The organism is Bradyrhizobium sp. ORS 278 (assembly GCF_000026145.1).
In the GTDB taxonomy this organism is placed as follows: Bacteria; Pseudomonadota; Alphaproteobacteria; order Rhizobiales; family Xanthobacteraceae; genus Bradyrhizobium.
Window position 1 is genome coordinate 2,541,771 of sequence record NC_009445.1, and the last position, 13,249, is coordinate 2,555,019.

The following is a 13,249-nucleotide window of genomic DNA, read 5'->3' on the forward strand; positions in this document are numbered from 1 at the left end:
ACGCGACACGCCTTGCCGCCGCCGGTCGCTGCGGGTACGACCGAGCTGATGATCATCTGATTTTTAGATCTCAGGCGCGATGCGTCGCCACGGCACGGCGCTCTTACGGCCGATCAGCAGACCGGCGGATGCTGGCGCGCAACGGCTGGGCGTGGAGGGAGGGAAGCGACGCGACGTCGCGGCTCTTCCGGTTCAAGACCGATGGCCTCGCCCGGAATGGCCGTGGTGAAGATGCTGAAGGATTGACCGGCGGGCGCGCGCAAGGCGCGCGGAGATCAGGACGTCATCGAGGAAGCGACGGCGGGCTTCGTCGGAACCTCGCGTGCCCGGTTGGGGCGGCGCAGCCGGCGTTGGGTCCAGATCAGCACGCCCGTCAGCAAGAGCGTCAGCAGGACCACCGAGATCAGCACGTTGGCGGCGCTGCCGATCAGCGACCAGTTGCCTTCGTGCAGCAGCCGCACCCAGTTGCGCGGAAGCGCGGAAAGACCGTCCGGCGTGATCGCATAGGCGCGCAGTTCGTCGCCCTCGATCATTCGCGCCAGCATTCGGCCGCCGCGATTGCCGATCATGTTGACGGTCGCGAGATCATGATCCTTCGCAACGATGCTGACCGCCTCCGGCAGCGAGATTCGTCTCGCAGCGCCCGGCGGCGTGCCGAACATGCCGTTGCTGGCGTCGAGCAGCACGCCGGTCAGCGGGCTCAGGAGGATCAGCGGCAAGGTGAACCAGGCCGCGCCCTTGTGCCAGCCGGACAGCGTGTTGCGCAGCCGTGGCAGGCCCATGAGGATGCCGATGATCATGATGACGATCATGCCGATGGTGGAGATCGTCGTGAGGCCTTCGAGACCGATCAGATGCTCATGGGTCATGCGCGCCCACTGAAACACGCTCGCTGCTGCGGGCTTGTCGGCCGCTGCACCGGTCGTCATGTCGAGCTCGGTACCGGGCCGGCCCTGCAGGGTGAGATGCTGGGTCGTCGGATTGATCGAGAGGCCACGCGCCTTGCCGTCGGGATCGTACTGCTTGATCAGCGCGACCACGCGGGCCGGATCGACGCTGCCGGGCTTCACGGCGGCCACCTGCGCGATCGGCTCGAAGGAGAGGATCAGTCCGGTGACGATGATCACGAGCAGCGGCAGCGCGAAGGTCAGGCTGACCCAGCGGTGGAGTTTGAGCAGCAGCTGCTTGTTCATGATTGTCTCCGAATGATCTTCATGCCGATGGCGCGATGCCAATCGACGGTGGTCCGCGGACGTTCGCTCCGTATTGTTTCTTATCGTTTCTCGCGGGACCGTACGGCGATCGCGAGAAGTCGTCGCGATCGTTCTATTAGCTGAGCGTGCAGCGCTTGCGAAACAGCAGAACTATTAATTTTAGGTCATGCGTCGATTGATCGGCATCAATGCGGCGGCGACGAGGCTCTGTCAGCTGCAAGGATTCAGCGCGCGCCGCACGATGCTCGAAAAGAGCAGCAACATTCCGGTCCCCCGTCCGAAGCGTCATCAGACACCTACTCCGAGCGAGCATGGTGACCTTGTGGAGAAGCTGCTTGCTCGTGCTCCGCTGGCCCGGCGCCAGGCTCGATCGTGCGCAGCAGCCTGCCGAGAAGCTTCGTGAGCGCAGCGACCTCCGATGAGGACAGTGTGCCGTGGATGAGGGCCTCGTCGGCTTCGAGCACGTCGCGCATGGCGCGCTCAGCGGTGGCGCGGCCCTTTGCGGTCAGGCGCACCGGCTTGCTGCGCCGATCGTCCTTGTCCTGGCCGCGCGCGATCAGGCCACGGGCCTCCAGCGCATGGAGCACCTTGGTAAGCCCGCCGGAAGAGATCAGGATGGCGCTGTAGAGATCGGTGGGCAGCAACTGATGCGGCGCGGGCTGTCCGCGCAAGGTCACCAGCACCTCGAATTCGGTGAAGCTCAGCGCGTGGGCCGCAACGAGACGCTCCGTCTGCTCGAGCATCAGGCTGTTCAGGCGGAAGACGCGGACCATCAACCCAACGATGGGCGTGGCGGCCTCGGGCCAGGTCTTGGCCCGCAGCGCCAGGAAGTCGTCGATCGGTGTCCGCTCGGCCGTCATCGGCTCTCCTTACGAAAAAATCATGAAGAGATATCTTTCAAGAAAGATATAGGCTGAGTTATATGTCTTTCGAGAAAGATATCAAGTGCGGCGCACTGATGGCGCCGCGATGTTCTGTGTACCCAGGAGACCACCATCATGACGAGGAGCAGACGCGAAGTGATACAGCTCGCAGCAGCAGGGGCCGTTGCCGGCGTCACCACCGGCGCTGCCCAAGCGCAGGCGCCGGACGGCGCCGTGATCGACGCCAACATGCATTGGCTTCCCGAGGATCTGTTCAGCGACGAGAGGCTGCTGACGGCCTTCGCCGGCGCGGTGCCGCGTGAATACGGCATTCACGCCAAGGTCATGCCCGTTCCCGGCAAGCCCCTGCGCCAGATCGTGATCGAGCAGCCGCTGGGCTACGAGGTGCTGAACTACGCCGAGAACCAGTACAACGCGGCCGGGCAGATCGCCGACATGGACCAGGCGGGCATCGCGCAGGCGATCCTGCGGCTGCCGTGCTGGCAGGAATGGCTGCCGCTCGAACTGTGCCGACGGGTCAATGACGGGCTCGCTGCGCATCTCAAGCGCCATCCGGGCCGCTTCCAGGCGCTGGCCGTCGTGCCGCCTTGGGGAACGCCTGATGCGCTGAAGGAGGTCGAGCGCTGCGTCCATGATCTCGGCTTTGTCGGCGTGCAGATGGCCGCGCATTACGGCCAGCTCTATCTGGACGACCCCGCGTTCAAGCCGCATCTGAAATTCCTCGATCAACTCGGCGTCCCCGTGGTGGTGCATCACACGCCGCTGCCGGTCGATTACGCTGCCATCGTGAAGTATCCGAACCTGCGCCGGCAGTATGGACGCTGCCTCGCCCAGGGCACCGCTGTCGGGCGCGAGCTGTTCAGCGGGCTGTTCGACGAATTTCCAAATCTCAGGCTGGTGCATTCCATGCTGGGCGGCGGCTTCTTCGCCTTCGCAGACATGCTGGTGCCCCCCAGCACCGGCGGACGCGATGCCGTCGACCGGTTCGAGGATGAGAGCGCCAAGCTGCGCGGCTATCTCGCACGCAACATCTTCTTCGATCTCTCAGGGGCGCCGCAATGGGGACGGGCGCAGCTCGAATGCGCCGTCAAGGTGTTCGGCGCCGATCACATCCTCTACGGCGCGTCCTATCCGATCCGCCGCGACTGGTTTCAGGACGGCGTTCCACTCATTCGCAGCCTGTCATTGTCCGAGGCGGAGAAGGCTGCGATACTCGGCGGCAATACACGTCGGCTTTTCAAGCTCGTCTGAGCGCGAGGTCGGACTGAGATCCTGGAGCAGCCGCTGACGCGTCAAGGCTGCTTTCCGGGCACCATCACGCCTTTCAGCCCGGCGCGCTCGGCGGCGGTGCTGACGAGGCCCGACGACCGGATCTCGGCGGTGAACGCGCGCACGAAATCGAGTCCGGCATCGCGGCCCTTGGGGATAGCGATCGCATGGCGCTCCTCGCCCCAGCGGCCGTCGAGTACGCGTGATCCCGGCACCTGTTCGGCCATCTCGAACAGTGTTGCCTTGTTGGTGGCGAAGGCATCGATCTCACGACCCTTCAGCAGGGCGACGGCATCCTTCAAGGTCGGCGACCGGACCAGCGCGGCCTGCTTCAGTTCGCGCCCCAGCGTCGCATCCGAGGTGCTGCCCGTCGTGACGCCGACCTTGCGTCCGCTTGCGTCGACATCGCTGGCATTGGCCAGCGTGGAGCCATCGGGCACGAGGTAGCCGAGCTCGATCTCCAGATAGACAGGGCCGAAGTCCATCTCCTTGGCTCGGGCAGCGGATGCATTGGTGAAGGCGACGTCGACTGCGCCGGTCCTGACGGCCTCGAGCACCTCGGCATTCTTGGTGAACACCACGGGCTCGTAGTCGACATGGAGGCGACGCGCCATTTCCTTGCCGATGGCATAGCCGACGCCACGCGGATTGTCGGTGCCATCGGGAAGGATGGAGGTCGGCGTTCCCGGGTAGAGTCCCGCGCGCAGGCGTCCGCTCGGCGCCAGAACAGTCGCAGCATCACCGTCCGCGGCCAGGCCCGGATCGGGCCGCACGATCGCGCAGGCGAGCAGGGCGACAGCCAGGGCTTGTCCAAGCACGGAATTGATGCGCCGCATGCCGATCTCCCCTTCGGTCAACGCTTTATCCGGAGTGAGCTTGCGTCGGCGCCGCCGTCGAGCACCTGCGTGAGACGCGACTGGTCCAGCGCGTTTTCCCACTTCGCGATCACGATCGTCGCCACCGCGTTGCCGATCAGGTTGGTCGGGGTCAGCCCTTGCGACATCAGCCGATGAATGCCGAGCACCAGCGCGACGCTGGCGACCGGGATGGTCCCGGTGGCGGCAAGCGTCGCGGCGAGCACGACAAAGGCCGCGCCGGCGATGCCGGCGGCTCCTTTCGATGTCACCAGCAGGATCAGCAGCAGCCCGATTTGGTGGCCGATGTCGAGCGGGGTGTTCGTTGCCTGCGCGAGGAACACCGCCGCGGTGGCGAGATAGAGGCAGGTGCCGTCGAGATTGAACGAGTAGCCGGTCGGTATCACCAGCCCGACGACGCTGCGCTCGCAGCCGGCAGCCTCGAGCTTGACCAGCATGCGCGGCAGCACCGTCTCCGACGACGTGGTCGCGATGCAGACCAGCACCTCGTCGCGGATGTAGCGGATCAGCTTCCAGAGGCTGAAGCCGGTGTAGGCGGCGATGGGGCCGAGCACCACGGCGATGAAGATCACGCAGGTCAGATAGAAGCTGCCGAGCAGCAGGCCGAGCTTGACCAGCGAGGCGATGCCGAACTTGCCGACCGTGAACGCGATCGCGCCAAAGGCGCCGAGCGGCGCGGCCCACATCACGATCTTGACGACGCCGAAGATCATCTGGCCGGCGATTTCGATCACGTCGGTCACGGGCTTGGCGCGGTCGCCGAGCCAGATCAGCGAGAAGCCGCACATCACCGAGATGAACAGCACCTGGAGAATGTTGCCTTCGGCGAAGGCGCCGACGAAGGTCTGCGGAATGATATTGAGCAGGAAGGGCACGAAGCCGACCGCCGCGGTCTGCTTGACATAGGGCTCGATGGTCGCGGAGTTGATCGTCGCCGGGTCGACATTCATGCCGGCTCCGGGCTGGAACAGGTTCACCGCCGCAAGCCCGATGATCAGCGCCAACGTCGTGATCACCTCGAAATAGATCAGCGCCTTGATCGCGACCCGCCCGACCTTGGCCATGTCGGCCATATGGGCGATGCCGTTGACCACGGTGCAGAAGATGATCGGCGCGATCAGCATGCGGATCGCCTTGATGAAGGCGTCGCCCAGCGGCTGCATCTGGGCGCCGAGATCCGGCTTGACAGCGCCGAGCAGGATGCCGGCGGCCATCGCGATCATGACCTGGACCCACAGCTCCTTCCACCAGGCGCGACGGGCGCCGGCTTTGCTGTCGGCAGTGAGGGTCGTGGCAGTCATGATCTGTCCTGTCGTTACGTTCGAATCGCCCGGCGCGTTCGGCCCGCGTCAGCTCTTGGGCTCGAACTTGAACAGCCGTTCGGGGTTGCTGACAAGGAGTTTGCGCTGGATCGCCGGATCCGGTGCGTAGAGCGGGATCAGATCGACCAGATCACCATCGTTGGGCATGATCTTGACGTTCGGATGCGGCCAGTCGGTGCCCCAGATGACCCGGTCCGGCGCATTGTCGATCAGCTTCTTGGCGAATGGCACGGCGTCGAGGAAAGGTGCTCCGGCCGCCGATGCGCGTTCCGGACCGGTGATCTTGACCCAGCATTTGTCGTCGCTCGCCTGCAGGTCGAGCAGCGCTGCGAACTCGGCGTCGTCAAGGCCGTTGGCGGCGCTGATCGTGCCCATGTGGTCGATCACGTAGGTGACCGGTAGCGCCTTGAGGATCGGCACGAACTCCTTGATCGTGCCGGCCTCGAGATAGATGTCGACATGCCAGCCGATCGCCGCGACGCGATCGACCAGGGTGCGGAAGACGTTCATGTCGCCGACGCCGCCGAGGCGGCGGAGGAAGGCGAAACGGCAGGCGCAGATGCCGGCTTTGCCGAGCGAGTCGAGATCAGCGTCCGACATTGCGGCATTGATGTTGGCGACACCCTTGTAGTTGCCATTGCTCTGCGCGATCGCGTCGGTGACGACGCGATTATCGGTGCCATGGACGGTGGCGTTGACGATGACGGCACGCTCGACGCCGATCTTGGCATGCAGTGACCGGAACATCTCCAGCGGCGCATCGGGCGGCGTGTAGGGGCGGGTAGCCGAGAACGGATAGGTCGATGCGGGTCCGAAGATGTGCGTGTGGGTGTCGACGCTGCCAGGCGGGGCCCTGAAGCTAGGCGTGTGCGTGGCGGGATCCGGGCCAGGGATACTGGGGATCTTGGCCTCATCGGCAGCGAGGCGCGCGGGCGCCGCGCCGAGAGCGGTTGCCGCGCCAAGTCCGGCCATGGTTGCCAGCACGTCTCGTCGTAACATCGTCGGTGTCTCCTTCAGAAGGAAGCCGTAGCGACGGCTGCGTCGCCGGCTCAAGATGAGGTGGCTGGCGGCGATCCCGGTGCGGTCACGCCGTCTTGCAGCCGGCCGCGACGATGTCGGCGGCGGTGGCGAGGGTTTCCACCCGCCAGCAGCGCTCCATCACGGTCGCGATCTGCTGCGGAGGCAGGATATCGTCGGCGAGATCCTTGAACTTGCGCTCGAGATCCGCGTTGCTCATCGGCCGCTCCAGGCTGCCGATCGCGTGCTCGATCCGTTTCGTCAGCACACGGCCGTCGTTGAGCGTGATCGACATCTCGACCTGCTCGGGCTTCATCGTGGGGTCGATCGTAGGACTGACCTTGCCGCGCAGCGCAACGACCGTCGGATCCTGCACCGCGCGGTCGGAGAACTGCTTCTCGCCGCCGGCACCTTCGATCAGGGCCACGGCGACCGAATGGTAGACGCTGAATTTGCCCTCGAGACCTTCCTTCGGCGTCTTCTTGCCAGTGAGTTCGAGGACCAGCGGATTGACCCGCATCTCGATCGATGCCACCTGCGCCGCCGTCACCTCGTACTCGTTGCGCAGCTGGATCGCGGCGTCGATCGCCGGATGCAGCACGATTCCGCAGGCGAAGGGCTTGTAGGTGTTGAGAGCGGCCTCGTAGCGCTGACCCAGGTCCCCAGTGATCTCCCGATAATCCTGCTTAGTGCTGATCGTGTTGGCCCAGCCGCGCTTGGCCTCGATCATGCCGTCGGAGCTGGTGTAGTTCTTGGACGCGAGGATCGCCGCGAACAGGCCGTCGGCGGCGGCACGCCCCGGATTGAAGCTCTTGTTCATCGAACCGAACGACTCGCGAAGGCCCACCGGCTGGGACGCTGCAAGTCCGAGCGCCCACACCATCTGCTGCTCGGTCAGGCCCATCAGCCGTCCGGCCGCCGCGGCCGCGCCGAACACGCCCGCCGTTCCGGTAATGTGCCAGCCGACGTAATAGTGGTTCGGGTACACCGCGTTGCCGATCCGGCATGCGGTCTCGACGCCCAGAACGAGCGCATTCAGGAAGTCGCGGCCGTTGACCGGGGTCATCTCGGATAGCGCGAGGATGGCGGAGATCACCGGGCCGCCCGGATGAATGATCGTCTTCAGATGCGTATCGTCGTAGTCGAAGATGTGGCTGGACACACCGTTGACGAAGGCCGCGTTCATGATGTCGAACCGCTCGGTGCGGCCGAACAGCCGCGCCTGTGGCGGGCCCGAGAAGGGCGTGAGCGCCGCGACGGCGACGTCGACCGTCTCGTGCTGCGAGCCTCCGATGGCGACGCCGACATAATTGAGCAGAGTTCGGACGCCTTCCTGACGGACGTTCTCGGGCAGGTCCTCGTAGCGCGCATTCACGAGGTAACGGGCGAGGGTCGCCGTGACGTCCTTGGGATCGGATTTGACGGTTTCGGTGGCCGCTGCCCGCGTCTTGACGAGCGGGACCAGCGTCAAGGCCCCCGCACCCGCCAGAACGCGGCGGCGAGACATCGTGATCATGAGGTCCTCCCGAACCGGCGTTGGTGGGCGCCGTGTTGTGATTGGACGAGCGGAGAAACCCCGCTCCGCTGATGGCGGGCGACGATCCTGCAGTCACCCCCGGTATGACAAGGAGCGTTGGACGAACGGTCAGTTCTCCAGGTTGGACAACGCTCTGAGAGCTGATTGGTCATGTGGCGGTTGCTCGGTTCAAGCTGAACTGCAGCCCGGTCGGCGAGACGGGGCGAAACTTCAACCGATCTGCCAGGAGCAGGCTCCATCAATCCGCTTCGGTTGATTGTCCGCGTGGCGGAAAGGCGAGTGGCTTCAACGCCATGGCGTGCGTTTTGGGCATGTGCTGGCAGCTTCAACCACCGTTGTCGCGACCGCGGGCGCGATGCTATGCGACAGTGAAGGCGGCGGCGCGAGCGCCGACCGCACGACAACATCGGGCAAAGGAAACGCCATGGTCGACGCACTCATCATCGATGCCTGCAGGACCCCGCGAGGTATCGGCAAGGCCGGCAAGGGGGCGCTGGCCGGTCTGCATCCGCAGCATCTCGGCGCCACCGTGCTGCGTGCGCTGGCCGAGCGCACCGGCATCGACACCGGCGATGTCGACGACATCATCTGGGGCTGCTCGTCGCAGCGCGGACCGCAGAGCGGCGATCTCGGCCGCATGTCGGCGCTCGATGCCGGCTATGACATCCGCGCCTCCGGCGTCACGCTCGACCGCTTCTGCGGCTCCGGCATCACCAGCGTCAACATTGCGGCTGCCCAGATCATGGCCGGGCAGGAGGATCTCGTCGTCGCCGGCGGCTGCGAGATGATGTCCATGGAAGGTCGGCGCGGCGAGGGGCCGCTGATGATGGATGCCGGCAATCTGCATCTCCGCGCGCTGCACCCGCAGTCGCACCAGGGCGTTTGCGCGGACGCCATCGCCACCATGGAAGGCATCACGCGGTCCGATGTCGATGCGCTCGGGCTGGAGAGCCAGAAGCGGGCGGCGGCGGCGATCGCGGGCGGGCACTTCAAGAAGAGCCTGGTGCCGGTGCATCGCGAGGACGGCAGCCTCGCGCTCGATCACGAGGAGTATCCCCGGCCGCAGACCACGGCCGAGGCGCTCGCCGGCTTGAAGCCGGCGTTCCCCGCGATCGCCGACTATGCGCTGGACGACAAGGGCACGACCTACCGCAACCTGATCCTGCAGCGCTACCCGGGTCTCGATATTCAGTTCGTGCACCACGCCGGCAACTCCTCCGGCGTCGTCGACGGCGCCGCGGCGATCCTGCTGGCCTCGCCGTCCTACGCCAAGGCGCACGGCCTGAAGCCGCGGGCGCGAGTGGTGGCGATGGCCAATATGGGCGACGACCCGACGCTGATGCTTAACGCCCCGGTGCCGGCGACCCGTAAGGTGCTCGCCAAGGCCGGGCTGACCATCGACGACATCGACCTGTTCGAGATCAACGAGGCCTTCGCCGTCGTGGCCGAGAAGTACATCCGCGACCTCAAGCTCGACCGCGCCAAGGTCAACGTCAACGGCGGCTCGATTGCGCTCGGGCATCCGATCGGCGCCACCGGTTCCATCCTGATCGGAACGCTGCTCGACGAGCTGGAGCGGCGCGACCTCAAGCGCGGCTTGGTGACGATGTGTGCCGCCGGCGGCATGGCTCCGGCGATCATCATCGAGCGCGTCTGAGCGACCATTTCTCGATCGCATTGATCAACATCCGCTACGGACGACCCGCAGCGGGTGAGGGGCGCTTTGCGACTTTCCAGGCTCTGCGTCGTTGACGCCTGCTCCTCGCAGAGGCCCGACGGTTCCACTTTCCGGACCAGTCAACCACGTTTCGACTGGAAAGGAATTCGCGCTTGTTCCGCTACTTGCGACAGGTTATTGCCACCGAGAGGCCTCCTCGTAGAAGAAATGGCTCTCGTGCTCTCGACGCTGTCGCACATCATCGATCGCAAGGCCTCGAACCGGGTGGTCACGCGGCTGCGGGCGCTGCTGCGCAGCAACGAGTTCTACCTGATACCGCTGGCGCTGGTGATCGGGGTCAGCACCGGCGCGATCGTGACGGTGATGAGCCTGATCGCGCAATTCGCGCATGTGATCATTTACGGCATCCCGATCGACGTCCGGCTCAGTGCCAATGCCTGGGTCAACCCGGCAGTGGCGCTGATCGCGCCGGCCTGCGGCGGTCTCGTCCTCGGACTGATGGAATGGTTGCGGCGGCGCTGGAAGATCGCGGCCGCCGTCGACCCGGTCGAGGCCAACGCGCTGCGCGGCGGCCGGCTGTCGATGCGCGACAGCATCGTGGTGAGCAGCCAGACCCTGGTCTCCAACGGCTCCGGCGCCTCGGTTGGCCTCGAGGCCGGCTACACTCAGATCGGCGCCGGCGTCGCTTCGCTGCTCGGCCAGTATCTCACCCTTCGCCGCAACGACCTCAGGCTGATCGTCGGCTGCGGCGCCGCCGCCGCCATCGCCGCCGCCTTCGGCGCGCCGATCACCGGCGCGTTCTATGCCTGTGAGCTGATCGTCGGCGTCTACTCGGTCGGCAGCGCAGCGCCTATTCTGGCGGCATCCCTCGCGGGGGCGCTGACCTCGCAATATCTGACCGGCGCGCCGTATTCGCTCGAGATCCAGAAGGTCGGCGCCGTCGGCTTCGAGCAATATATCGCGCTGTTCGTGCTGGCGCTGCTTGTGGCCTTCATCGGCATCGTGGTGATGCGCGCTTCGCCTGCGGTGGAGCGGCTGTTCGTCCGTATCCCGGTCTGGATTCGTCCCATCATCGGCGGCCTCTGCGTGGGCGTTATGGCGATCGTGACGCCGCAGGTGCTGGCGGCCGGCCACGGCGCGATGCTGCTCGACCTTCATCGCGAGATGGCATTGGGCATCATCGCCACCATCATCGTGCTCAAGCTCGCCGCCTGCCTGATCTCGCTGGCCTCCGGCTTCCGCGGCGGCCTGTTCTTCGCCTCGCTGTTCGTCGGCAGCCTGCTCGGCAAGCTGTTCGCCGGGTTGCTCGCTGTGGCCGGCCTGCCGCTGGCGCTCGACCCGCTGGTGGCGATGCTCACGGGCATGGCGACGCTCGGCGTCGCCATCGTTGGCGGGCCACTGACGATGTCCTTCCTGGTGCTCGAGATGACCCGCAGCGTCGACGTCACGGCCGTCGTGCTCGGCGCCTGCATCGTCACCTCGGTGTGCGTGCGCGTGCTGTTCGGGCACTCGTTCTCGACTTGGCGGCTGCATCTGCGTGGCGAGACCATCCGCAGCGCCAACGATGTGGGCTGGCTGCGCAACCTCACGGTCGAGCGTCTGATGCGCTCCGACGTCGCCAAGGTGCCGACCACCACCTCGATCGCCGCCTGCCGCCGCGAATTTGCATTGGGCACGCGCCAGGCTGTCGTGGTCGTCAACAACAGCGACGATTATTGTGGGCTGGTGTCCTTGCCCGACCTTTTCTCGGGCGAGCTGGATTCCATCGCCGACGAGATTCAGGTGGTCGAACTCGCCAAATATTTCGAGGTCGCGCTGTTGCCCGAAATGAACGTCAAGACGGCAATGCGGATCTTCGACGACACCGGCGCCGAGGAACTCGCCGTGCTGGAGTCGGAGCACAGCCGCAAGGTGATCGGCTTCCTGACCGAGTCCTTCGCGCGCCGGCGCTATGTCGAGGAGATCGACCAGGCCACGCGCGGGGTGCTCGGCGCGCTGTCGTGATCGCGTTGGTCTGCCGCCCCGCGTGATCTCGGAGCCGGGACGGGGGTAGGCTGCCGGATACGCGAGACGGATGAGGACCACATGACGAGACGGATCACGACGGCTGCCGCGGCCATCCTTGGCGTAGTGGTGACGGCCGCTGCCGCCGAGCCTGGTGTGCTCAAGGGCAAGGACGCGTTCGGCGGCTGGCAGGGAGATGCGCCAGGCACTGTTCGCCTCATCCGTCCCGAGAACCTGCCGAAGCCCGGAGCGACGGCGTCTGCCGCCAACGTCTCGCGCGTGGTGCAGCGGCCGGCCTCTGCTGTGCCCAAGGTGCCCGACGGCTTCAAGGTCGCGTTGTTCGCCGAGGGGCTGAGCGGGCCGCGCATCATCCGCACCGCGCCCAACGGCGACATCTTCGTCGCCGAGACGCGCGCGGGCCGGGTCCGCGTGCTGCGGCCGAACGAGGATGGCAGCAAGGCCGAGGCGACGGAGATCTTCGCCGATCGTCTCGGCCATCCCTTCGGCATCGCGTTCTACCCGATCGCCGATCCGCAATGGGTCTATGTCGCGAGCACCGAGCGGGTGATGCGCTTTCCCTATCGCACGGGCGACATGAAGGCGTCCGGCGCGATGCAGGTCGTCGTGCCCGATCTCCCCGCAGGCTATGGCCACTCCACCCGCGACATTGTCTTCACCAGAGATGGCCAGCGCATGCTGGTCTCGGTCGGCTCGGCCGGCAATGTCGGCGAAGCCCTGGGCGAGCCGGCCGGCGGCCTCGCCGCCTGGATCAAGGCGCATCCGCTCGGCGCCGCCTGGGGCGGGGAGACCGATCGCGCCGGCGTGCTGGCGTTCGATCCCGAGGGCAAGAGCCGCAGCCTGTTCGCGAGCGGCATCCGCAACTGCGTCGGCCTCGCCATCCAGCCCGCGACCGGCATGCCATGGTGCTCGACCAATGAGCGCGACGGGCTCGGCGATGATCTCGTCCCGGACTACGTCACGCGGGTGAAGGAGGGCGGCTTCTATGGCTGGCCCTGGTACTACATGGGCGACAACCCCGATCCGCGCCATGCCGGCGAGCGGCCGGATCTCAAGGGCCAGATCACGGTGCCCGACGTGCTGCTGCAGGCGCATTCCGCCTCGCTGGGCCTGACCTTCTACGACGCCGACCTGTTTCCGCCGGAGTATCGCGGCGATGGCTTCGCGGCCGAGCACGGCTCGTGGAACCGGTCGAAGCGCACCGGCTACAAGGTGATCCGCATCCGGCTGAAGGACGGCATGCCCACGGGCGAGTACGAGGACTTCGTCACCGGCTTCGTCGTCAATGATCGCGAAGTGTGGGGCCGGCCGGTCGGCGTCACCGTGGCGCGCGACGGCAGCCTGCTGATCTCCGAGGACGGCAACGGCACGATCTGGCGCGTCAGCCGCTGATGTGTGTCGTGCGGCGCAGGAACCTCGGCATCGCAACGC

General features: G+C 66.0%; 10 protein-coding genes. 4 read left to right on the forward strand and 6 right to left on the reverse strand.

All coding sequences use genetic code 11. The features are described from left to right. Nucleotides 1–275: 275 nt before the first annotated feature. Together BRADO_RS11170 and BRADO_RS11175 are read right to left on the reverse strand one after the other, a co-directional pair. Nucleotides 276–1,193, reverse strand: coding sequence for a PepSY domain-containing protein (locus tag BRADO_RS11170; protein ID WP_041756366.1), 918 nt, complete (start codon nucleotides 1,191–1,193; stop codon nucleotides 276–278). A gap of 317 nt (nucleotides 1,194–1,510) precedes the next feature. After that, nucleotides 1,511–2,074: a MarR family winged helix-turn-helix transcriptional regulator gene (locus tag BRADO_RS11175; protein ID WP_011925427.1), complete on the reverse strand. Its 564-nt coding sequence runs from the start codon at nucleotides 2,072–2,074 to the stop codon at nucleotides 1,511–1,513. Between the two features lie 138 nt (nucleotides 2,075–2,212). On the opposite strand from BRADO_RS11175, the gene BRADO_RS11180 reads away from it, so the two are divergent. Further along, entirely contained in the window at nucleotides 2,213–3,349 is a 1,137-nt protein-coding gene (locus tag BRADO_RS11180; RefSeq protein WP_011925428.1) for an amidohydrolase family protein, read from the forward strand. A gap of 41 nt (nucleotides 3,350–3,390) precedes the next feature. On the opposite strand, the gene BRADO_RS11185 is transcribed toward BRADO_RS11180, so the two are convergent. The 4 genes from BRADO_RS11185 to BRADO_RS11200 all read right to left on the reverse strand — a co-directional run bounded on the left by BRADO_RS11185 (nucleotide 3,391) and on the right by BRADO_RS11200 (nucleotide 8,097). Then, on the reverse strand, nucleotides 3,391–4,203 hold the full coding sequence (locus BRADO_RS11185; RefSeq protein ID WP_041756367.1) for an ABC transporter substrate-binding protein: 813 nt from the start codon (nucleotides 4,201–4,203) through the stop codon (nucleotides 3,391–3,393). A 17-nt stretch (nucleotides 4,204–4,220) separates the two neighbouring features. Continuing rightward, a complete protein-coding gene (gene dctA, locus BRADO_RS11190; RefSeq protein WP_011925430.1) occupies nucleotides 4,221–5,543 on the reverse strand; it encodes a C4-dicarboxylate transporter DctA in 1,323 nt (440 codons plus the stop codon). Nucleotides 5,544–5,591: 48 nt separating this feature from the next. Further along, nucleotides 5,592–6,563 carry an amidohydrolase gene (locus BRADO_RS11195; RefSeq protein ID WP_041757447.1) on the reverse strand — a complete coding sequence of 324 codons (972 nt, stop codon included), beginning with the start codon at nucleotides 6,561–6,563 and terminating at the stop codon, nucleotides 5,592–5,594. Between the two features lie 85 nt (nucleotides 6,564–6,648). Next, nucleotides 6,649–8,097, reverse strand: a complete 1,449-nt coding sequence (locus BRADO_RS11200; protein WP_011925432.1) for an MmgE/PrpD family protein — start codon at nucleotides 8,095–8,097, stop codon at nucleotides 6,649–6,651. Nucleotides 8,098–8,542: 445 nt separating this feature from the next. Here BRADO_RS11200 and BRADO_RS11205 point away from each other — a divergent pair, with 445 nt between their 5' ends. The 3 genes from BRADO_RS11205 (at nucleotide 8,543) to BRADO_RS11215 (ending at nucleotide 13,210) form a co-directional block, all read left to right on the forward strand. Next, complete coding sequence (locus BRADO_RS11205) at nucleotides 8,543–9,775, forward strand: acetyl-CoA C-acetyltransferase (protein WP_011925433.1); 1,233 nt, start codon at nucleotides 8,543–8,545, stop codon at nucleotides 9,773–9,775. A gap of 228 nt (nucleotides 9,776–10,003) precedes the next feature. Continuing rightward, the gene (locus tag BRADO_RS11210; RefSeq protein ID WP_371259357.1) at nucleotides 10,004–11,800 is read left to right on the forward strand and encodes a chloride channel protein; all 1,797 of its coding nucleotides are present in this window, start codon (nucleotides 10,004–10,006) and stop codon (nucleotides 11,798–11,800) included. A gap of 81 nt (nucleotides 11,801–11,881) precedes the next feature. After that, nucleotides 11,882–13,210: a sorbosone dehydrogenase family protein gene (locus BRADO_RS11215; RefSeq protein ID WP_011925435.1), complete on the forward strand. Its 1,329-nt coding sequence runs from the start codon at nucleotides 11,882–11,884 to the stop codon at nucleotides 13,208–13,210. Nucleotides 13,211–13,249 lie beyond the last annotated feature (39 nt).

Excerpts from the sequence above, each read along its gene's own strand:
- BRADO_RS11170 (WP_041756366.1), bottom strand. The coding sequence starts at position 1,193 with ATGAACAAGCAGCTGCTGCTCAAACTCCACCGCTGGGTCAGCCTGACC.
- BRADO_RS11175 (WP_011925427.1), bottom strand. The coding sequence starts at position 2,074 with ATGACGGCCGAGCGGACACCGATCGACGACTTCCTGGCGCTGCGGGCC.
- BRADO_RS11180 (WP_011925428.1), top strand. The coding sequence starts at position 2,213 with ATGACGAGGAGCAGACGCGAAGTGATACAGCTCGCAGCAGCAGGGGCC.
- BRADO_RS11185 (WP_041756367.1), bottom strand. The coding sequence starts at position 4,203 with ATGCGGCGCATCAATTCCGTGCTTGGACAAGCCCTGGCTGTCGCCCTG.
- dctA (WP_011925430.1), bottom strand. The coding sequence starts at position 5,543 with ATGACTGCCACGACCCTCACTGCCGACAGCAAAGCCGGCGCCCGTCGC.
- BRADO_RS11195 (WP_041757447.1), bottom strand. The coding sequence starts at position 6,563 with ATGTTACGACGAGACGTGCTGGCAACCATGGCCGGACTTGGCGCGGCA.
- BRADO_RS11200 (WP_011925432.1), bottom strand. The coding sequence starts at position 8,097 with ATGATCACGATGTCTCGCCGCCGCGTTCTGGCGGGTGCGGGGGCCTTG.
- BRADO_RS11205 (WP_011925433.1), top strand. The coding sequence starts at position 8,543 with ATGGTCGACGCACTCATCATCGATGCCTGCAGGACCCCGCGAGGTATC.
- BRADO_RS11210 (WP_371259357.1), top strand. The coding sequence starts at position 10,004 with ATGGCTCTCGTGCTCTCGACGCTGTCGCACATCATCGATCGCAAGGCC.
- BRADO_RS11215 (WP_011925435.1), top strand. The coding sequence starts at position 11,882 with ATGACGAGACGGATCACGACGGCTGCCGCGGCCATCCTTGGCGTAGTG.